Here is a 21,376-nt window from a genome sequence, read left to right as displayed (position 1 = left end):
ACCGCGTCAGCTTTATCGCAGGCGAGCCCTGCTCCCACAAAGGCGACTCAGGCTCTGCGCAGCACATAAAACTTGCTGTCCACCTTCATCACCGGAAAGCTCTCCGGCAACGCTTCTTTCGCCACGTCCACAAACCCGTGTTTTTCGTAAAACCGGTGTGCAGCGAGGAATTTGTCGGTAGTGCCCAGATAGATTTCCTGCACGCCTCGTTGCCACGCCTCTTCAAGCAATGTGCTGAGCAACTGCGCTGCCACCCCAAACTCACGGCCACGAAAGGGCGCTGCGACGAACATTTTGCGCAGGGCTGTTTGCTGTGCGCCGATGTCTTTGAGGCCGATGGTGCCGATCATCTGGCCTTCATGCTTGGCAACCCAGAAGTCGCCGTTACCGACCTGATAGAAGTCGGGGATGGCTTGTAGATCCGGTTGGTCTTCGGCGGTTATGGCGATGCCGAATTCTTCACGCTGAATGGGCAGGATGACGTCGATCACGCCTTGGCGGTCGGCGGGCTGGAAACGGCAAATCTGGATATCGCTGGCGATTGAGGCTGGCAAAACAGGGGTCTCCTTGATCTCAACACAACAACTGGAAATCAAGATACTTGCATAGCGGCGTCGTTCGCATAACCCCCTCTTGAATCAGCGTAAGACACACATTGATGACCTAAGTGTGTGAGGCAATTCTCTTCACCAGCGTAGGAATTGGCCTAAAAACCTGTGAGCCATCAAAAAGCCATTGTCAGCGCTTGAATGCCGCTTATAATCCCGCGCCCTTGGCTGCAAACGACATCCGCTCGCAACAAGGACCTCATGAGTAGCCAACAAACGGCTGCTTACTCAAACGGATTTGTATAGCGGCTGACTCAGTCCCTGCTATCGATTTCAGGGAATGAACACTCCATGTCTTCTCGTGCCTTGACTGCGCTTGCGCTCTTTGCCGCTGTGCAACTGGCGGGCTGCTCTGCCTTCCGTAGCTACGACACCGAACTCAAAGAAACCAACCTGCAGCTTGCCAGTGGCAACGTTGACGGCGCGTTGGGCGTGCTGGAGAAGAACAACACCAGCGCCGACAAGGATCTGCTTTATTACTTCGAGAAGGGCGAACTGCTACGCGCCAAAGGCGACCTGGCTGGCAGCCAGACCGCGTGGCGCAGCGCAGATCAGGTGGTGTATCAGTGGGAAGAGTCGGTCAAGCTCGATACCGACAAGTACCTGGCCCAGTTCGGTAGTTTTCTGGTCAACGACAAGGTCCGTCGTTACGAAGGTTACGACTACGAGAAAGTCATGCTGACCACGCAGATGGCTTTGAACCTGCTGGCGAAGAACGACTTCGAAGGCGCCCGCGTCGAGATCAAGAAGACTCACGAACGTGAAGCAGTGATCGCAGAGCTGCGTGACAAGGAATATCTCAAGAGCGAAGAGGAAGCCGAGAACAAAGGCGTAAAAACCCAGTTCAAGGACCTGCAGGGCTATCCTGTAGCTTCCCTTGACGCGCCAGAAGTCGTGGGCCTGAAAAATAGTTACCAGAGTGCGTTCAGCCATTACCTGTCCGGCTTCGTATACGAAGCCATGGGCGAAAAAGGCCTCGCTGCACCGGGCTATCGCAAAGCAGCCGAGCTGCGCCCGAACACCCCACTGCTGGATGAAGCGCTGCTCAAGCTTGACGACAAGGAAAGCAAAGACGGCTATAGCGAAGTGCTGATCGTGGTGCAGAGCGGCTTTGCTCCAGCCCGTGATTCGGTGCGTATTCCGCTGCCATTGCCAATCAGCGGCAATCTGGTGATTACTCCGCTGTCGTTCCCGGTGATCAAACCCGACACCACCACAGCAGCCTTCACCCAGATCGGCCTCGACGGCCAGCAGATCAACCTGACCAAGCTCAACAGCACCACTGACATGTCCCGCCGCGCCCTGCGTGATGACATGCCGGGGATCATTCTGCGTACCACGGTTCGCGCCATTACTCGCGGCGTCGCACAGAAGCAGATCAATGATGTGAATCCGCTGGCCGGTCTGGCCGTGGGCATCGCCTCAGCCATTACCGAGGGGGCAGACACTCGCACATGGCGCACGCTGCCAGATAACACGCAAGTTGCCCGCCTGCGTCTGCCACAAGGCATGCACACCGTAATCCTGCCTTCCACCACCGGCGGCACTCACGTGCAGGTCAAGGTTGATCAGCGCTATCAAGTCGTCGCCCTACGGGCAATTGGCAATCAGGTTTACACCGATGGCCTGATGGCTCAGGTAACGCCATCAACTGCGCCACAAGCCATCGCGACCACCAAACAACCCTGACGGAGACCTTCCATGCGTATCAAGATTCTTGGCGTGCTTGCCCTGGCCCTGCTCGCCGGATGCGCCACCTCACCGCCACCGGCGCCTGGCAGTGCCGCCAGCAAAGTGGTGTCGATGGGCAACATGAAAAACATCGAGGTGGGCGCCATGCGCGTCGCCCGTGAAAACGGTTTCCTGACCGTCAATGTGCAGCTCAATAACACCAGCAGCTACAACAAGCAGATGTACTACCGCTTCGCCTGGCTGGGGAATGATGGTTTCCCGGTGTCCGACGCCGAGAGCTGGAAGAGCACGACGCTGTACGGCAATCAGACCAGCTACCTGCCAGCGATTGCACCGACGCCGAAAGCCACTGACTTTCGCCTCGAAGTGAAGACGCCTTGATCCGCCTCCCATATTGCTCAGTTGAAGAGAACTACCGCATGTTTATCCGCTTTTGCTCCATCGCCGCTGTCGCCCTGCTGGCTACAGGTTGCGCCAACAACTCGCCATCGCTGGGCAGCAAGAACATCAGCTACGGCGACACCAAAGCTGTTGAAACCGTCACCAACGAATTCGGCTCCACCGACCTGCAAATGATCGCCGAGTCCATGACCCGCTCCCTGGCTCAATCCGGGATCCTGCAAGGTCGTCCGGTTGTTCAGGTCTACGACGTGAAGAACAAGACCAGCGAGTACATTGATACTCGCGAAATCACCACGTCGATCAAAACCCAGTTGATGAAGTCCGGCACTGCCCGCTTCGCCAGCGATAACACCGAAATGCAGAGCCAGGTCGACCAGCTCAAGTTGCAGAACCAGAGCGGCCTGTACAAGAAATCGACGGTCAGCAAGACGGGCAACATGATCGCTGCCAAATACCGTCTGGAAGGCTCAATCAGTTCCATCGTCAAGCGCAGTGCTGATTACAAAGACGTCTTCTACAAATTCAGCCTGCAACTGATCGATGTAGAAAGCGGTCTGGCCGAATGGATGGACGAGAAAGAAATCCGCAAAACCACGGAGCGTTAAACAATGCGTGCATGGATGGGTATCGTCGGCCTGATGTGCGCCTTTGGCGTTCAGGCTGCACCGAAAATCGCGGTGACGGATTTGGCTTTTCAGGAACGTGTGGAGGCTTACATCCACACCGTTTCGGCAAAGAGCAACATGCAAGCTAGCTACTACAATGCCAGCGGGTCATCCAGCTACGAAGAGTACGAGGCGCGCTACAGCTACATCGAGCAGAGCGAGCTGCGCAAATTCAGCGGTGACATCAAGGGCGAGATTATCAAGTCCGGCATGTTCCAGCTGGTGCAGGGAACGCCGTATACCGCCAAATCCAAAGAAGACGTTTATGACGTCATCAAGCGCATCAAGAACGGCAGCTTCAAGGGCGCGGATTACGTGTTGTTCGGCACCGTATCGGATATCGACTTCCAGCAGGACATCGGTGAGCTGGCGAACACCAACAGCTATTCGGCGATTCTTGGCCTGACGCTTGTGGCCGATTTCAGCTTGATCAACACCCGCACCTTTGAAATCACCTCGGCATTCACTGCGATGGGTGAAGGTCAGGACACCAAGCTGGTAAACAGCCGCGACATCAAGGTTTCACTGAATCGTCCCCGCGTGGTGCGCGATGTGTCGCAATCGATTGGTGTGGATGTCACCCGCCAACTGCGCGAGCAGCTGCGTGGCGAAGTGGAATACACCGGGCAGCAGCCACTGCCACAAAACAACCTGCCAAGGGATGAAGCGCCGAAGATTCTGCGCTAACACATCAAGCGGACACGCTCTATGCAGGCGCCACCGAAGGCGGCGAGTCAGGAAAATCCTTTCGCAGCCTTCGGCAGCACCTACAAAAGAGTAAGGCGACGTCGCAAGGGTTTGTTGTTTGCCCCCGCACCGCTATCATCGCGGCATCTTGCGGGGGACTTGTGAATGCTTAACGCTCTATGGCTCGGTTTTTTCCTGATTGCAGCAATCTCCGCATTCGGCCAGTGGCTGATTGGCGGTAACGCTGGAATTTTCGCGGCCATGGTTGAAAGTATCTTCGCCATGGCCAAGCTGTCGGTTGAAGTCATGGTGCTGCTGTTCGGCACACTGACGCTGTGGCTGGGTTTTCTGCGGATTGCGGAGAAAGCCGGGATCGTCGATTGGCTGGCAAAAGTCCTGGGGCCGTTGTTCCTGCGCTTGATGCCGGAAGTGCCTGCGGGTCACCCTGCCCTTGGCTTGATCACGCTGAACTTCGCCGCCAACGCGTTGGGCCTGGATAACGCAGCAACGCCTATCGGCCTCAAGGCCATGCGCTCCCTGCAGGAGCTCAATCCGAGCCAGACCGCCGCCAGTAACGCACAGATTCTGTTTCTGGTACTCAACGCCTCTTCGCTGACCCTGCTGCCTGTCTCGATTTTCATGTATCGCGCGCAGCAAGGCGCAGTCGACCCCACCCTGGTGTTCTTGCCGATCCTCCTGGCCACCAGTGCCTCAACGCTGGTGGGCTTGTTGTCCGTGGCGTTCATGCAGCGCCTGCGATTGTGGGACCCCGTCGTGCTGGCCTACTTGATTCCAGGGGCATTGATCCTCGGCGGCTTCATGGCATTGCTGGCAACGATGTCGGCGGCAGCTTTGGCGGGCCTCTCTTCCATCCTCGGCAATCTGACACTGTTCGGCCTGATCATCCTGTTTCTGGTGATCGGTGCGCTGCGTAAGGTGCAGGTCTATGAAGCGTTCGTTGAAGGCGCGAAGGAAGGTTTTGACGTCGCCAAAGGCTTGCTGCCGTATCTGGTGGCCATGCTCTGTGCCGTCGGTGTGCTGCGAGCCTCGGGCGCTTTGGACCTGGGCCTGGAAGGCATTCGGCATCTGGTTCAGTGGTTGGGGCTGGATACACGCTTTGTCGATGCGTTACCCACTGCGATGGTCAAGCCGTTCTCGGGCAGCGCCGCCCGGGCACTGCTTATCGAGACCATGCAAACACAAGGTGTGGACAGCTTTGCAGCACTGGCTGCCGCGACGATTCAGGGCAGTACCGAAACCACCTTCTATGTACTGGCGGTGTACTTCGGTGCCGTCGGCATTCAGCGCGCACGTCACGCTGTAGGCTGCGCGCTGCTGGCCGAACTTGCCGGTGTGATCGCTGCGATCATGGTCACTTACTGGTTCTTCGGCGCAACTGCGCAGTAAGCGTCAGGGTTACTGAGCGGCGGGCTCGGCATTTTCAGGTTTGGCATCAGGCTCGGCCGCCTCAGGCTGAGCCTTTTCAGGCTCTTTTGCCTCGGGCTCTGAACGCTGCGGCGCAGGCTCATCAGCCGCACTGTTGCGGTCATCGCCACCCGGTTTGAGACGGATTATCCGGCCAGAAGGTCGAGTGACAGGCGCCTGATCAGTCTCGGTCACTTCGAAACGCAGCACGCCGATCATCTGCCCGTCTTCGGTCAGCACCCTCACCTGCCACTTACCTACAGTGTCCTGTGGGAAATTGCGTTTGTGGGTCCACGCTCGGTAGCCTTCTTTGCGGCCACCATGAATATCCAGCGCAATCCGGTCGACTTCTTTGCCGTTGTGCCGCCACACGTGGTAAATCCGCTCATCCAGACCACGCGGCGCATTGATCGCGGTGTAGGCATACAGACCACTGGTGCGCACCTGTTTAGCGCTGACCTCAGTGACACTGTCGGTTGGGGTGCGGTTCTTGTTATCAAAATCAGTACTGACCGCCACTTCGGTGAGCCACAGCGTCGCGGGCGGTACCCAAGAGCGCAGCAACCAGCCAGCGCCACCAATCACCAGAATCGTGACCACCACGCCTACTCCGCGCCGCCAACTGGTGACCGGAAAACTCGATATCAGACTAGGGAATGACAGCAGCATCGCGATGCCCAGCGACAGCTTGTAACTCTCCGCGGTGGTCAGGTGCAGGATGATCGGCAGCGCAGTGAGCAATGCCGCAAACAGCGTCAGCGTGTGCAAGGCCATGAACAGCCAGCGCCGCGGAGCGAGCCATTTGTAGTACAACGGATCAATGATGGAAATCAGCCCCGCCGCACCCAGCATCCCGGTAAAAATCGCCTGGGCGCTGTTCCACGTGGTGGTGATGAAGAAGAACGGCAGAACGAAGAACAGACTTTCCTGGTGAATCATCTGCGTGCCGTAACGCAGTATTCCTTCAGGAATCTTGCGTTTGAACACTTTGGTGAACAGCACCATGGCGCTGCCTTCGACCATCAGCCACAGCCAGCTGAGCAGCATCACCACAGCAATCCAGGTAGCCAGACCTTCCTGACGGTCCACCAGAATGAAGCTGGCAATACCGGAAATGAAACCACCCGCCGCAATGAGCCCCGGATAACGCTTCATCAGTTCAACGATGCGGACGATCAGGGATTTCCATTGAGGCATTTCAGCGATTCACTTGGTGGTAGGGGAAAAGGGTCAGCAGGATAACAGCGCTGCCAGTGAATTCATTGTTCGGTGTTCGGTGTTCTGATACCGCGATCTCCGAAGCTGCGCTGGCGGCACGGCGAACACAAGCCCCTGTTGGAGATTCCATGTTTCCCTGCTAGCTCAATTCCCCGTGGGAGCAGAGCTTGCTCGCGATACATGAGACGCAACTAGACGACATACCACGTCATCGTTTTATCGCGAGCGAGCTCGGCTCCCACAGAAGCAGGATTCCAACTTGAATGCTCAGCGGTGCCGACGATAAGCACTTACTCGCCATCCCACCAGCAGCACCACAAAACCCAACACGGCCGTTGTCAGCCAGAACAAACCGTCATAACTCAGCAATGACTGCTCGGTCCGCCAGTAGCTTTTCTGTTTGAGCAATTCGCGCAGCGCACGGTTGGCGTTGTCGAGGCTGACGGCCTTGTAACGCTTACCCGGATCAGCGAAGCGGCCATTCTCGTAATCATTGAGCGCGCCCCAGTAATAATCCGCCAATGCACTGTTGCCCTGCACCGCCCAGGCCTGCTTGGCGATGGTGGCTTGTTTGACACGGGCAAAGGCTGCCGGGTCCAGGCCGTCAGTCTGCAACCGCTCAAGCATTGCGCGAACATATTCCTTCGCTTGATCGACGTCGTCGCGCTCAAGGTCAGCATTCAGGCTCATGAAGCCGCTGCCACCGAAAACCTCACGGTCGACCCATGGCCCGTATGACAAACCATGCTTGAGTCGCAAATCACTATAGAGCGCCCATTCCAGATAGTCGCTGACCAACTCCAGCGTTTCATCGTGCTGATCGTCGAGCAACGGCTCCTTGAAAATCAGGTGCAGCCGCGCCGCATCCCCCAACGCTCCCCGAATCAGCGTGCGGTCTTTTTCAGCTTTGTCATTGGCCTCCGCCAAAGGAGGATGCTCGATAGGATCAAGCGCATCCAGCTCACCAAAAGTACGTTCGAGATAGCCGGGTAGCAGCCGATCCAGATCGCCAACCATGACCAGTGTCATGTTGTTGGGCGCGTACCAGCTACTGAATACCTCTTGCACCTGTTCCAGGGTGATGTGATCGACCTGAGGGCGCTCGGCGCACTTGAGGCCCATCTCCACAGCCAACTGACTGCTGGCGCTGTGACCCAGGTCCTTACGGTCCAGCCAGCGTTGCAAATGAGAGTAGTGGCCACCGTCCTCGCGCTCGACGATACGTTTGACGGTGTCGAGGTCGGCCTGATCGAAGTGAGTTTTGGTCAGCACGTCCAGTAACAGGTCCAGCACCTTGCGCTGATTCTGGGCCGGGGCCTCGATCACAAATGTGGTGTCAGTGTTGCTGGTGAACGCGTTCCAGTCACCGCCCAGCACCTGCATGCGCTCTTCCAGGCCACCTTCACCCGCATCATCGATACCGCTGAACAGCAAATGCTCCAGCAAGTGCGGCAGCTCTTTGTCTTCACAGGGAAAATCATCGAAACCAATGCCGACCACCAAACGAATGGCCACATGACCTTTTTCATAGCCGGGCTTGAGCAGCAGTTGCAAACCGTTGGGCAGCAAATAGCCCTCGACCTGAAAACGGTCGAGAGCAGAGGAAGGCAGTGCGATCAAAAACAGACAAGCGAACAGCAGGCAACGCATAAAACATTGCTTCCTTGCGGGCCGGTATGTCTAACAGACTTCGGTGTGCCCGGTACGTTCACACCGTGTCTCTTATGCTGGCTGCTCGGGCTCGCTTTCGCTGGACAGTGCGCCGGTGTCGGCGGTTTCCAGCACAGCATAGGCGCTGCTGCAAAACAGTGAGTTGAGACGCTTCATATCCGCAATCAGCTCCAGGTGCAGCGAGCTGGTTTCAAGGCTCTGCACCACTTTGCGTTGCAGGCGACTGACGTGGGCGTGCGCCAGACGCCGCTCCTGAGCGCGGAAGCGACGCTTCTCACGCAACAACTGACGAGCGCTTTCCGGATCACTGCTGAGGAACACCGACAGGCCGAGACGCAAGTTGGACAGCAACTGCGACTGCAGGCCCGCCAGCTCTTCCAGCCCGACCTCGGAGAACGAGCGCCGCTGTGAGGTTTTCTGCTGCTGGATTTTGCGCAGCATGCGCTCGATCAATCCGGCAGCCAGTTCGAGGTTGATGGTCAGCTCGATGATTTCCGCCCAGCGTCGATTGTCCTGCTCGCCGAGATCCTCGCGGGGCATCTGCGCCAGATACAGCTTGATCGCGCTGTACAGCGCTTCGACGTCATCGTTGAGGCGACGCATTTCCTGAGTCATCGAAGTTTGCGTACCGCGCAATACTTCCAGCATCGAGCCGAGCATGCCCTCGATCAAGTCACCCATACGCAGGGTTTCGCGCACTGCATTGGCCAGCGCCAGACTCGGCGTAGACAGTGCTGTCAGGTCAAGATGGCGTGGCGTGGCCAGCCCGTTGACCTCGGGACGCTCCGGCAAAATAACTGAACACAGCCGAGCCATAGGACCGACGGTGGGGAGCATGATCAGGCAGCGGGCTGTGTTGTAGATCAGGTGGAAACCAATAACCATGTCTTGGGGGCTGAAGCCCAGGCTGTCGATCCAGTGCACCAGTGGATCAAGCACCGGAATCACCAATAACAGGCCAAACAGTTTGTAGAGCAAGCTGCCCAACGCTACTTGGCGACCGGCAACGTTCTGCATGCTGGTGCTCAGGAAAGCCAGCATGCCACTGCCGATGTTGGCCCCGATTACCAGGCCGATCGCGACCGGCAGACTGATGATTTCAGCGCCAGCCAGCGTCGCAGTCAGCAGCACGGCGGCGAGACTGGAGTAGGAAATCATCGCGAACAACGCGCCCACCAGCGCATCGAGCAACAGATCGCCAGTCAGCGACGCAAACAGTACTTTCACGCCCGCGTTTTGAGTGATCGGGGCGGCAGCGGCGACGATCAATTGCAGCGCCAGCACAATCAGCCCCAGGCCGATTGCAACGCGCCCCATCTGACCAAGACGTGTCTGCTTGCGTGACAGGAAGAACACCACGCCAAGGAAAATGAGCAGCGGCGACAGCCAGGACAAATCGAACGTCAGGATCCGCGACATCAGGGCCGTGCCGACGTCAGCGCCCAGCATGATTGCCAAGGCAGGTGTCAGTGCCATCAAGCCCTGACCGACAAATGAAGTCACCAACATAGCGGTGGCGTTGCTGCTCTGTACAACCGCGGTCACCAGAATGCCGGCAATGAACGCCAGCGGACGCTTGGACATGTTCTGGCTAATGACCTGACGCAACTGCGCGCCGTACACGCGCAAGATGCCGGTACGAACAATGTGAGTGCCCCAGATCAGCAAGGCCACGGCCGAAAGCAAATCGAGCAGGGTCAGCATACGGAAAGCCCCCTGTGGTGTGCCCATGCGGGCAAGAAATTGAAGGTGCAGCAAATGACGCGCTTTATGGACCTTACTAACCTTTAGTCGGCCTTTGGCTTAAATGCCAACAATGAATGGCATTCGCCCATTGAAACAAATATGTAATAAATCAGCCATATACATTTCCCTGACACAACACTGTCGCTCAGCAAATATTGGACCTGCAGGAGCTCACGAGCACCGCGAGGTAGCGATAGCGGTATATCCGACAGGCCGCCATCGCTGCCTCGCGTTGCTCGTGAGCTCCTACAAAAAAAGGGGCGCATCAGTGCGCCCCTTTTTTTAGCGACACACCGGCTTACTGGCCCGGAACGTCCTTACGCAGTTTTACTGGCTCGCTTTGGGCCTTCTTCTTCGCATGCGCGATGCGCATTTTGATGTTGATGGCTTCAACAGCAAGCGAGAACGCCATGGCGAAGTACACGTAGCCTTTAGGCACATGCACATCGAACGCTTCGGCGATCAAGACGGTACCGACGACGATCAGGAACGACAGCGCCAGCATCTTCAAGGATGGGTGCTTCTCGATGAAGTCGCTGATGGTGCCTGCACACAGCATCATCACCAGTACGGCAACCACGATGGCCGCAACCATGACCGGCACGTGGGAAACCATGCCGACAGCGGTAATGACCGAATCCAGCGAGAACACGATGTCGATGATCGCGATCTGAATGATGGTGTAGATGAACTTGCCACCCTTGCCACCCGGTTCTTCTGCCGATTCTTCTTCGCCTTCCAGACCGTGGTAGATCTCTTGCGAGCTTTTCCACAGCAGGAACAGACCGCCGAAGAACAGGATCAGGTCGCGACCCGAAATACCCTGGCCCATTACAACGAACAGGTCAGCAGTGAGGCGCATGACCCACGTGATCGACAGCAGCAACAGGATGCGCGTGACCATGGCCAGCGCCAGGCCGAAAATCCGGGTGCGCGCCTGCATGTGCTTAGGCATGCGGCTGACCAGGATCGAGATCATGATGATGTTGTCGATGCCAAGGACGATTTCCAGGGCAGTCAGGGTAAAGAAAGCAATCCATATTTCAGGACTGGTCAGCCATTCCATTTTGTAATCCTTTGAGCGTTTAAACTTTTGCGGCCCAGGCCCGACGGTGAAGACCGGGACATGGGCCGCAAAACAAGTGAGCCGACTTTATAGACTGCTGTAGAAAGGAAAGATCCCCATCAGCAAAGCGGCAACCATTATGCACAGGCAAACCAGAACTGCCCACTTCAAGGTGAAGCGCTGGTGATCGCCGAACTCGATACCGGCCAGAGCTACCAGCAAGTAGGTCGAAGGAACCAGCGGGCTGAGCAGGTGAACCGGCTGACCGACGATGGAGGCACGAGCCATTTCCACCGGCGAAATACCGTAGTGAGCAGCCGCTTCAGTCAGTACCGGCAACACGCCAAAGTAGAACGCGTCGTTGGACATGAAGAAGGTGAACGGCATGCTGACCAGTGCAGTAATGACCGCAAGGTACGGGCCCATTGCATCCGGAATCACTGCCAACAGGCTCTTGGACATGGCGTCAACCATGCCAGTGCCGGTCAGAATGCCGGTGAAGATACCCGCAGCGAAGATCAAACCAACCACTGACAGCACGCTACCGGCGTGAGCCGCGACACGGTCTTTCTGATCCTGCATGTTCGGGTAGTTGATGATCATCGCGATACTGAACGCGATCATGAACAGCACTGGCAGCGGCAACAGGCTCATGATCAACGAGATCATCAGCACCAGAGTCAGCGCACCGTTGAACCAGATCATCTTCGGACGGCGGGCATCCGGGAACTGCGAAACGCTGATTTCGCTGTGATCGGCTTCATCGCCCTGCAGATGCAATTCGCCCAAGCGAGCGCGCTCACGTTTACCGTAGAAGTAGGCGATCAGCAGCAGTGCAACCACACCGGCGAACATGGCCGGAATCATCGGTACGAAAATATCGGATGCCTCCACATGCAACGCACTGGCTGCGCGAGCGGTCGGCCCACCCCATGGGGTCATGTTCATGATGCCGCCCGCCAGAATGATCAGGCCGGCCATGATCCTTGGGCTCATACCGATGCGGCTGTACAGCGGCAGCATGGCCGCGACGCAGATCATGTAAGTCGTTGCGCCGTCACCATCCAGAGAAACCACCAGTGCCAGCACCGCAGTGCCCACCGAAACTTTCATCGGGTCGCCTTTGACCCACCTCAGAATCTGACGTACGGCCGGGTCGAACAGACCGGAGTCGATCATCAACGCGAAGTACAAAATGGCGAACATCAGCATGACGCCAGTTGGCGCAAGCTTGGTGATGCCGGCGAGCATCATCGGGCCGATTTCAGTCGCGAAACCGCCGAAGATAGCAAACAGGATCGGGACCAGAATCAGAGCAATCAGCGCGGAAAGACGCTTGCTCATGATCAGGTACATGAAAGCAATGACCATGGCAAAGCCAAGGAAGGTCAACATAGTAAATACTCCAGGCGGTACGCGATTGGCTAAGGCGAAAGGCTAATCAGCTCAAAAAGAGCGGCGCAGGGAGTGGGGGCGAAAGCGGGGAATGCAGCAGGGCACTAGAGCACATCAGGGTCACCATTTGTTGTTGTTAACTGGGCCTTTGTACGTCGTGAAACGCACATGTGGCTGACCGGTCTGTTGCCGGCGGTGGGTGGATGCTAATCGGCCAAGCTTTCATTCAGCTTTCGCCGCTGAAACCTTTGAGCGACCAAGACTAAAGACGAATGTGTAACGAAGAGGTCAGAAGCTTTACCAGCCATTGCACAACGAGGGGGACAGAAATGGGCCAGATCACTACCGGCGGCTGCCATTGCGGCAACCTGCGCTATCAGTTCGATGCGCCACTGCGGGACATCGCTCACTGCCATTGCTCAATCTGCCGACGCACGTCGGGCGGGATTGTCATGACCTGGATTTCGATACCGGTCACTTCATTCGAATGGACCGAAGGCAGCCCGACCACCTACGACTCCGGCCCGACCTGCGTCCGCTACTTCTGCAATAACTGCGGTGCCCAACTGGCGTTGCTCTCGCGCAACAGCCCACAAGACATCGACGTGACTGTCGCCACCTTCGACCACCCGGAGCTGGCACCCGCCGACCGGCATATCTGGACGGAAAACCGCCTGCCGTGGCTGCATCTGGACGAGCAGTTACCGGGGGAGACGGGGGAGACTGTTTAAAGCGAGCGGCTGTGGGAGCAGAGCTTGCTCGCGATGAGGACACCGCGATCTAAAATGAACCGCGTCCAGCCTTATCGCGGCCCCCCCACGGGGACACGCTGATATTGACGTGGGACCGGCTTTAGCCGGGAAAGGTGCCTGTCAGATGCCATATATTCAGCGGCTGTCCCGGCCTCTTCCCGGCTAAAGCCGGTCCCGCGTCGTCAATCAGCTTGCGGGCAGACATAGAATTCCCACAAGGGATCTGCGTTACGAAGAAAACTGCGAAGCCAGTTCCCGCAGCAGCACTTCAGCTTCGAGTACTTTGCGTACCGACTCTTCGGCCTTTTCGCGAGTAAGGCTCAGCCGAGCGAACAGTTCATCTGGAATCTCTTCCTTGGGGCCCGAACCGATGCCGTTCTGGCGCAACAGACGGACCGAGAGATAAACCAGGTTCGCGTAGGCGCTGTGTTCGCCGTCGTACGTAGGGTCGTGCTGGAAGCGCAGGGCTGTGCATAACTCATCCGGCATGTCCCAGTAACGCATCAACCAGGAACCCATCTGCTCACGGCTGATGCCCAGCAAATGTTGCTCCACATAGCTGTGGTGCAGGTGCGGGTTGACCTCCAGTTGACGGCAGATCAACGAGAAATGCGGCGGAAACACGTGGGCCAGCAGCAGATAACCAAAGTTGTGCAGCAACCCGGCCAGATAAGTCAGGCCCGCTTCAGGGCGCTGTGCACGAGGCATTGCACGGGTAAGACCTTCGATAACCGCAGCGGTGTAAATCGACTGCTGCCAATAAGGCGTGGTCTGCTGCGGGTGATCCTTGGGCAGGCTGAGTGTCTTGCCCAAGGCCAGACCCAAGGCCAGATTGATGACCAGATCAAAACCCAAAACGCGCACGATGGCGTCTTCAACGGAGCGAATCTTGCCGGTAGACGCGTAGTAAGGCGATGCCGCCCAGCTCACTACCTGTGCCGCTAGCGCCGGATCGGTCTCGACCACGCCAGTGATGTCATCAATGGTCGCATCGGGGTCGACACGCAGCTTGATGATCTTCTGCGCGGTTTCGGCCAGTGGCGGAATTTCCAGGGTCGCTTCCAGCCGCTGCTGGATGCGGCGCGCCGTAAAAGCTTGCATGGCCTGGGTGATTTCTTCGCGATCATCATCAGGACGATCAAGATTGGGATGAATCGTGCTCAGCAGCTCACCGAAATGGGCAGCGCTGGCCTTGCTCAACATGGTCTTGAAGTCTTCGCTGCTGATTTCCAGCAGGATGCCGGGCTCACCCGAGCCAATCAGCACTGACGGTTCTTGCAGCAAACGATCGTCATACAGGCACGGCGAGCTGGTCAGGGCAGGCAAGCCCGGCAGCACTTGCAGGCTGTGCTTGGCCAGCATCTTCAACATTCGCGAATGAGGAACGGCCACCAGTTTGCGACCGGTCAGCTCGGTGATGCGGCTGAGGTCCAGCAATTGGCTTTGCGGGAACAGGATCAGAAGTGCGCCAACGGCATCTTCGACCAGGACAGCCTGGACTCTTCGTGCTGCTGGCAGCTGCGGGGAGTCATCAACCTCGCGGTAGCTGATCGCTAGTTTGCCAAGCAACTGCCGAATGACGGACGGGGCGTGAGGCGCTTCATCGACGTGGGCAACTTCTGTCATGACGGGTATCCAATTTCCTACAGTCGCTGAAGTATAACCAGCTTGGGTGTTTCCGGTGTGATGCGATCATCAAAGCGACGATTTGCATCACACCTGACCGTATTGCTGGCCGTGACGTAACCAGCGTTCCAGCAGCGGGCTGACATGTTGCGGCCAGCGCTCAATCAGCGCCTGAGCCGCGTCGCGCACGGCGGGCAACAGGTCTGCGTCGCGCATCAGGTCGGCCACTTTGAATTGCAACAGGCCGGTTTGCCGAGTACCGAGCATCTCGCCAGGGCCGCGCAATTCCAGATCCTTCTCGGCAATCACAAAGCCATCGTTGGTTTCACGCATGATGCCCAAACGCTGACGGCCTATTTGCGAAAGCGGCGGATGATAAAGCAGCACGCAATGGCTGACAGCACTGCCTCGTCCGACCCGGCCGCGCAGCTGGTGCAGTTGAGCAAGGCCCAGTCGTTCGGGGTTCTCGATGATCATAAGACTGGCATTGGGCACGTCCACGCCCACCTCAATGACGGTGGTCGCCACCAGCAATTGCAGCGCACCCTGCTTGAACTCGGCCATGACGGCAGCTTTTTCAGCAGGCTTCATGCGACCGTGGATCAAGCCGACGCGGAACTCACCCAATGCACTGGTCAGCTCTTCGAAGGAGGTTTCCGCCGCCTGACACGTCAGTTCTTCGGACTCCTCGATCAACGTGCAGACCCAATACGTCTGCCGACCTTCGGCACAGGCAGCACGTACACGCTCGATCACTTCAATACGTCGGGTGTCGACCACCAGCACGGTATTGACCGGAGTACGTCCGGGCGGCAGCTCATCGAGGATCGAAGTGTCCAGATCCGCGTACGCACTCATCGCCAGCGTGCGTGGAATCGGTGTGGCGGTCATGATCAGCTGGTGCGGACACATCAGGCCGCCCACACCTTTTTTTCGCAGGGCCAGACGTTGCTGCACACCAAAACGGTGTTGCTCGTCGATGATTACCAGCGCGAGATTCTTGAATTGCACTTCGTCTTGAAACAACGCATGGGTGCCGACCACCATCGGCGTGCCGCCTGCGATCTGCTCCAGAGACGAGACTCGCGCCTTACCTTTGAGCTTGCCCGCCAGCCAGGCGGTTTCAATACCCAGCGGTTCCAGCCAGCGCTTGAAGTTGATGTAGTGCTGCTCGGCAAGAATCTCGGTCGGCGCCATCAATGCGACCTGATAACCGGCCTCCAGCGCCTGCAACGCGGCCAATGCAGCCACCACGGTTTTACCCGCACCGACATCCCCCTGAATCAAACGCAGCATTGGCTCCGGCTGACTCAAGTCGTAGGCCACTTCCTTACCCACACGCTGCTGAGCCCCCGTGGGTGCAAAGCCAAGATTAGCGAGAAACTGTTTCGGCAACTTTTTAGCCAACGGCAACGCCGGAGCACGTTGCGAACGCAGGCTTTCCCGCAACCGTTGCTGAGACAGTTGATGGGTGAGCAACTCCTCAAATGCCAGGCGGTGCTGGGCCCAGTGATGACCAAGGGCAAGTTCTTCAACATCGGCGTCTGCAGGCGGGTGATGCAGGTAACGGATCGCGTCATCCAGCGGCGCAAGCTGATAGTCCCGGGCGAGTTCTTCAGGCAGCCAGTCGGGCAGGCTTTTTGGCCCAAGCATGGTCAGCGTTTGCTGGCTTAACTGGCGCAAGCGTTGCTGGGTCAGGCCTTCAGTCGTGGGGTAGATCGGCGTGAGCGTTTGCTCGACAGGCGCAGGCTCGCTGCCGGTCAGCGCACGGTATTCCGGGTGATAGATCTCAAGACCTGAAGCACCGGGCCGCGCCTCTCCGAAACAACGGATGTGGGTGCCGCGCTTGAGCGCGTCTTTCTGCGCGTTACTGAAGTGATAAAACCTCAGGCTCAGGCTTCCAGTGCCGTCGTTCAGACGCACCAGCAGGCTGCGTCGTTTGCCCATCACCACATCAGCGCCGCTGACTGTCCCCTCAATCACCGCGTCCTGACCGGGACGCAACTGGCCGATAGGCACGACACGGGTCCGGTCCTGATAACGCAGCGGCAAGTGAAACAATACGTCCTGCAGATTTTCCAGGCCGACCTTGGCGAGCTTCTCGGCCATGGCCTCGCCGACACCCTTCAGCGCGGTGACCGAGACTTGAGACAACTCGCTCATCGGGCCACTCAGCTCGCTTGGGTTTTCGGACGTGCCACAGAGCACAGACGCACGGAATCCGCGAGGATCTCAATCGCCTTGGGCCGCGGGAAGCTGGCGCGCCAGGCGATCGCTACGGTACGGAACGGCACCGGCGGCGTCAGCGGACGCACTTCAATCACGCCAGGCGCGTAGTGATGGCTGTCTACTGCGGACATCGGCAGGATCGAAATACCAAGACCAGACGCAACCATATGGCGAATGGTTTCCAGCGAGCTGGATTCCACCGTGGTGTGTTTGGCACCTTCGCTACCCTTGGTCAGGGTCGGGCAAGCCTCAAGCACCTGATCACGGAAGCAATGACCTTCGCCCAGCAGCAACAGGCTCTTGTCGTTGAGCGCCGAGGCGTCGATGGTTTCTTTCTGGGTCCACGGGTGATCAGCAGGCATCAGGACGTAGAACGGCTCGTCATAAAGCTGCATGGTCAGCACGTCGGCTTCGTTGAACGGCAGCGCGATGATGATCGCGTCCAGCTCACCGTTACGCAGTTTGTCGCGCAGCACGTGAGTGAAATTCTCTTCGATGTACAACGGCATTTGCGGGGCGACCCGGTGCAGTTGCGGAATCAGATGCGGGAACAGGTAAGGGCCTACGGTATAGATTGCACCGACCTTGAGTGGCGCAGTCAGCTGGTTTTTACCAGCCTGGGCCAACTCACGGATACCTTGGGCTTGTTCCAGAACCTTTTGTGCTTGAGCGACGATGCCTTCACCGACTGGCGTCAGACGCACAGCACTCTTGCTGCGCTCGAAGATAAGCACACCAAGTTCATCTTCAAGCTTTTTGACGCCCACCGATAAAGTCGGCTGGCTGACGTGACAGCGTTCGGCAGCGTGGCCGAAATGCTGTTCCTGAGCGAGGGTAACGATGTAGCGCAATTCTGTGAGAGTCATAACGTGCGTCCATGAAGTTGCGGCCCCAGCATAGCGGCTGCAATCGATAGACGCACGTTATCAAGTGACTGCGTTGTATCAAAATTGCGACTTAACGCTTATCCAGGGAATAAACGAACGGAGCCAGAATCTCGATAGTGCCGTTGTTCAACGTTTCCGCAGGAGGTTTCGGCAATGGCTGGGCACGACGGATCATCTCCATGGTGGCCCGGTCAAGCGCCGGACTGCCTGAACTGCTGGCGATCGAGTACGAAAGAACGTTGCCATCCGCATCGACCACAAAGCGCATACGGGCGACCCCTTGCGTACCACTGCGACGAGCTTGCTCCGGATACTTTTTGTACTTCGCCAGATGCTTCAGCAAATCGCTCTGCCACGTAGGTAACGCATTGCTCGGCGGCGCAGGCTGACTGGGCGGAGTTGGCGCAGCCGATTTCTCGACCTTGGCTGTCGTCGGCGGTGTATCGACCTGCTTCTCGTCGGCGGGCAAATCCTTCGGCGGCTCAGGCTTTTTCACCGGCTTTGGCGGCTGCGGCTTGGGCTTTGGCTTGACCACAGGCTTGGGCACGGCGATTTCTGCTTTCTCAACTTCAGCCACCTTGGGAATGATTTCTTCCTCGGGTGCTGGAGGCTGAGGCGGCTGAACCACTTGCGGCGGTGGCGGCGGCGCCGGTTCTGGCTCGGGTGCCAGCTCAACCATCATGGCCGCCGGAGGCAGCTCGATAGCTTCGGATGCAGGCCAACGAAGCGCGACTACAATCGCGATGGCATGCACGGCCAGCACCAACAACAGACTACCGCTATAGCGCGTCAGTTTTTGGCGCGTACTGATCATTTCTTACCAACCGTCTCTAGACCGACCAGACCGACTTTGAGGTAGCCCGCAGAACGTAAGGCGTTCATGACTTCCATCAGGTCGCCGTAATCCACGCCTTTATCCGCCTGGAAGAAAATCGTGGTGTCCTTCTTGCCCTTGGTCCTGGCATCAAGAACCTGACCCAGTTGCTCACGAGCAACCTTGTCATCGCCCAGATACACGCTCTGGTCAGCCTTGACGCTAAGGAAGACCGGTTTCTCGGGCCTCGGCTGCGGTTTGGCGGTAGAAGCAGGCAGGTCGACTTTGATATCCACCGTCGCCAACGGCGCCGCCACCATGAAGATGATCAACAGTACCAACATGACGTCGATGAACGGCGTGACGTTGATTTCGTGGTTTTCGGCGAGATCGTCGTCGCCTTCTTTCAGATGCATGCCCAAGGTTTAGCCCACCTTGACCATGTGCGGCGATTGAGTACGGTCAGCGGTCGGCTGGTGATCAAGATCACGGCTGACCAACAACAGAACCTGTGCCGAGGCATCGGAAACCTGAGCTTTGTAACCGGCGATGGAGCGAGCGAAGACGTTGTAGATAACGACCGCTGGAATCGCAGCAACCAGACCCAATGCGGTAGCCAGCAGGGCTTCGGCGATACCCGGTGCAACAACAGCGAGGTTGGTGGTCTGGGTTTTGGCGATACCGATGAAGCTGTTCATGATGCCCCACACGGTACCGAACAGACCTACGAACGGCGCGGTCGAACCGATGGTCGCGAGAACACCGGTACCCATGCTCATGTTACGACCGCAGGCGGCAACCAGACGCTCAAGACGGAAGCTCACACGCTCTTTGATACCTTCACGTTCGCGGCTGTTCACCGACAAACGCATCTCTTCCATGGCGTCATGCACCAGAAGATTGGCTAGCGTGCCTTCTTTGGCTGCGCTCTCGCTGGCTTCGGACAGGGTACGAGCCTTTTTCAGATTGGCGATTTCGGTGCGCAGACGACGCTTGGCGCCCAGCAATTCGAAACCCTTGGCGATCCAGATAGTCCAGGTAATGATCGATGCGATCGCCAGACCGATCATTACGGCCTTAACGATGATGTCAGCATTCTGGTACATGCCCCAAGGCGACAGGTCGTGGGACATGCCGAGGCTGTTATCCTCTGGCTCGACAATCGCAGGGCCTTCGACGGGTGCTGCGCCGTCCTGAGCAACCGGTGCAGTGGTTTCCGCCGACGGCGCAGTGGTCGTGGCCGGAGCAGTCACTGGAGCAGGGGAAGCGGCTGGATTGGTTGGAGCAGCCTGACCAGCGAAAGCTGCAGGCGCAAGCATCAGGCTCAGCAGCAGCGCTGCAATACCACGCCATGCACGCGACAGGCTGGGTAGCTGGGTTGGCGAAGCGGGGGAGGTAGTACGTGTCATGCTGGCCGGACCTGAGTAAAGAAAATGTGGGTCGCTCTGCTACGTCGCGCTATGCGTTCGACGCCTGGAGGAGAACAAACGGGCCGGTATTATTGCAAGTAATTCTTGTTAACAAAAGTAATAGAGTATCTTTTTTTCCATCATAAGCATCTGACTGGTCAGCTTTGACCCATGTTTCAGGCCGTCTGGCCCGCATTGTTTGTAGGGAGTCCAACATGTCTACACCTTCTGTCCTGATCGCTGGCTGCGGCGATATCGGAAGCCGTCTGGCCACGCAGTTGCTGTCTCTGGGCTGGGTCGTGCATGGCTTGCGCCGCACCATTTCCTTGCTGCCCGAAGGCGTGAATGGCGTGGCTGGCGACTTGTTCAGCTCGACGATTCCCACCACCTGGCCCGCTACAGCCATCGATTATCTGGTGTATTGCGCCACGCCCACCGAGCGCGATGAGGCGGGCTATCGCGCCGCCTATGTTGAAGGCCCGCAACGGGTGCTTCGCTGGCTGAACGAGCGTGGTCAGCAACCGAAGCGGGTGATTTTTGTATCCAGCAGCGGTGTATATGGCCAGCAAAACGGAGAGTGGGTGGACGAAACATCGCCAACCGAAGCCGACACCTTCTCAGGCAAGATCATGCTTGAGGCCGAGCAGGTCGTGCTGAACAGCGGCTTCCCAGCCACCATCGTGCGCTTGACCGGCATTTACGGCCCCGGCCGCAATGATCTGTCGAACCGGGTGCGCCAGGGTTACAGCGTGACAATCGACCCGCCGTTATATGGCAACCGGATACACGCCGACGACGCCGCGGGATTGCTCGCTTTGCTACTGAAGTCAGACGCTCAGGGTGTCGCGCTTGAGGATTGCTACATCGGGGTGGACGACGCGCCCGCCCCCCTGGCCGAAGTTGTGCAATGGATACGCGAATATCTAGGCGTGACGCATTGGGCCGAAGGCGCCGCCGTGCGCCGGGCGGGCAGTAAACGATGCAGCAATGCGAGAGCCAAAGCATTGGGCTGGGTGCCGAGGTATCCGACTTACAAGGAAGGGTATGAGGCGTTGCTGGGGTCTGATTGAACGGCGATTCTTGT

Annotated in this window: 19 protein-coding genes; 7 read left to right on the top strand and 12 right to left on the bottom strand. The window is 57.7% G+C overall.

What is annotated here, in order from left to right:
• Positions 1–47: 47 nt before the first annotated feature.
• The gene (locus tag AUC60_RS20195) at positions 48–554 is read right to left on the bottom strand and encodes a GNAT family N-acetyltransferase (protein ID WP_087271698.1); all 507 of its coding nucleotides are present in this window, start codon (positions 552–554) and stop codon (positions 48–50) included.
• Positions 555–899: 345 nt separating this feature from the next.
• Here AUC60_RS20195 and AUC60_RS20190 point away from each other — a divergent pair, with 345 nt between their 5' ends.
• The 5 genes from AUC60_RS20190 to AUC60_RS20170 all read left to right on the top strand — a co-directional run bounded on the left by AUC60_RS20190 (position 900) and on the right by AUC60_RS20170 (position 5,461).
• A complete protein-coding gene (locus AUC60_RS20190; RefSeq protein ID WP_087271695.1) occupies positions 900–2,297 on the top strand; it encodes a COG3014 family protein in 1,398 nt (465 codons plus the stop codon).
• Between the two features lie 12 nt (positions 2,298–2,309).
• Positions 2,310–2,681: a YcfL family putative periplasmic lipoprotein gene (locus AUC60_RS20185; protein ID WP_087271692.1), complete on the top strand. Its 372-nt coding sequence runs from the start codon at positions 2,310–2,312 to the stop codon at positions 2,679–2,681.
• Between the two features lie 38 nt (positions 2,682–2,719).
• Positions 2,720–3,307: a penicillin-binding protein activator LpoB gene (gene lpoB, locus AUC60_RS20180; RefSeq protein WP_087271690.1), complete on the top strand. Its 588-nt coding sequence runs from the start codon at positions 2,720–2,722 to the stop codon at positions 3,305–3,307.
• A 3-nt stretch (positions 3,308–3,310) separates the two neighbouring features.
• Positions 3,311–4,054, top strand: a complete 744-nt coding sequence (locus tag AUC60_RS20175) for a penicillin-binding protein activator LpoB (RefSeq protein WP_087271688.1) — start codon at positions 3,311–3,313, stop codon at positions 4,052–4,054.
• Positions 4,055–4,219: 165 nt separating this feature from the next.
• Positions 4,220–5,461, top strand: a complete 1,242-nt coding sequence (locus AUC60_RS20170) for a nucleoside recognition domain-containing protein (protein WP_087271686.1) — start codon at positions 4,220–4,222, stop codon at positions 5,459–5,461.
• A gap of 9 nt (positions 5,462–5,470) precedes the next feature.
• On the opposite strand, the gene AUC60_RS20165 is transcribed toward AUC60_RS20170, so the two are convergent.
• The 5 genes from AUC60_RS20165 to AUC60_RS20145 all read right to left on the bottom strand — a co-directional run bounded on the left by AUC60_RS20165 (position 5,471) and on the right by AUC60_RS20145 (position 12,575).
• Positions 5,471–6,676, bottom strand: coding sequence for a DUF5924 family protein (locus AUC60_RS20165; RefSeq protein WP_087271684.1), 1,206 nt, complete (start codon positions 6,674–6,676; stop codon positions 5,471–5,473).
• Positions 6,677–6,964: 288 nt separating this feature from the next.
• Positions 6,965–8,347 (bottom strand): M16 family metallopeptidase, encoded by a 1,383-nt coding sequence (locus AUC60_RS20160; protein ID WP_087271681.1) that lies wholly within the window; start codon positions 8,345–8,347, stop codon positions 6,965–6,967.
• Positions 8,348–8,419: 72 nt separating this feature from the next.
• A complete protein-coding gene (locus tag AUC60_RS20155; RefSeq protein ID WP_087271678.1) occupies positions 8,420–10,072 on the bottom strand; it encodes a Na/Pi cotransporter family protein in 1,653 nt (550 codons plus the stop codon).
• A gap of 340 nt (positions 10,073–10,412) precedes the next feature.
• Positions 10,413–11,180, bottom strand: coding sequence for a TerC family protein (locus tag AUC60_RS20150; RefSeq protein WP_087271675.1), 768 nt, complete (start codon positions 11,178–11,180; stop codon positions 10,413–10,415).
• Between the two features lie 87 nt (positions 11,181–11,267).
• Complete coding sequence (locus AUC60_RS20145; RefSeq protein ID WP_087271672.1) at positions 11,268–12,575, bottom strand: CitMHS family transporter; 1,308 nt, start codon at positions 12,573–12,575, stop codon at positions 11,268–11,270.
• Positions 12,576–12,904: 329 nt separating this feature from the next.
• Between AUC60_RS20145 and AUC60_RS20140 the strand changes: the two genes are divergently transcribed.
• Entirely contained in the window at positions 12,905–13,306 is a 402-nt protein-coding gene (locus AUC60_RS20140) for a GFA family protein (protein WP_087271668.1), read from the top strand.
• 249 nt (positions 13,307–13,555) lie between these two features.
• Here the strand turns inward: AUC60_RS20140 and AUC60_RS20135 are convergent, their stop codons facing one another.
• From AUC60_RS20135 to exbB, 6 genes are all read right to left on the bottom strand, one after another.
• Positions 13,556–14,953 (bottom strand): aminoacyl-tRNA deacylase and HDOD domain-containing protein, encoded by a 1,398-nt coding sequence (locus AUC60_RS20135; protein WP_087271665.1) that lies wholly within the window; start codon positions 14,951–14,953, stop codon positions 13,556–13,558.
• An 87-nt stretch (positions 14,954–15,040) separates the two neighbouring features.
• Positions 15,041–17,116, bottom strand: coding sequence for an ATP-dependent DNA helicase RecG (gene recG / locus AUC60_RS20130; protein WP_087271662.1), 2,076 nt, complete (start codon positions 17,114–17,116; stop codon positions 15,041–15,043).
• Between the two features lie 8 nt (positions 17,117–17,124).
• The gene (locus AUC60_RS20125; protein ID WP_027900033.1) at positions 17,125–18,048 is read right to left on the bottom strand and encodes a hydrogen peroxide-inducible genes activator; all 924 of its coding nucleotides are present in this window, start codon (positions 18,046–18,048) and stop codon (positions 17,125–17,127) included.
• Positions 18,049–18,139: 91 nt separating this feature from the next.
• A complete protein-coding gene (locus AUC60_RS20120) occupies positions 18,140–18,883 on the bottom strand; it encodes an energy transducer TonB (protein ID WP_087271659.1) in 744 nt (247 codons plus the stop codon).
• On the bottom strand, positions 18,880–19,305 hold the full coding sequence (gene exbD, locus AUC60_RS20115; protein ID WP_087271656.1) for a TonB system transport protein ExbD: 426 nt from the start codon (positions 19,303–19,305) through the stop codon (positions 18,880–18,882). Before exbD ends, AUC60_RS20120 begins: the two co-directional genes overlap by 4 nt.
• A gap of 3 nt (positions 19,306–19,308) precedes the next feature.
• Entirely contained in the window at positions 19,309–20,292 is a 984-nt protein-coding gene (gene exbB, locus AUC60_RS20110; RefSeq protein ID WP_087271653.1) for a tonB-system energizer ExbB, read from the bottom strand.
• 215 nt (positions 20,293–20,507) lie between these two features.
• Between exbB and AUC60_RS20105 the strand changes: the two genes are divergently transcribed.
• On the top strand, positions 20,508–21,362 hold the full coding sequence (locus AUC60_RS20105) for an NAD-dependent epimerase/dehydratase family protein (protein ID WP_087271650.1): 855 nt from the start codon (positions 20,508–20,510) through the stop codon (positions 21,360–21,362).
• The last annotated feature ends 14 nt before the right edge of the window (positions 21,363–21,376 follow it).

It is taken from the genome of Pseudomonas caspiana (assembly GCF_002158995.1).
Taxonomy (GTDB): Bacteria; Pseudomonadota; Gammaproteobacteria; order Pseudomonadales; family Pseudomonadaceae; genus Aquipseudomonas; species Aquipseudomonas caspiana.
This window is presented reverse-complemented; position numbering and strand designations above follow the sequence as displayed.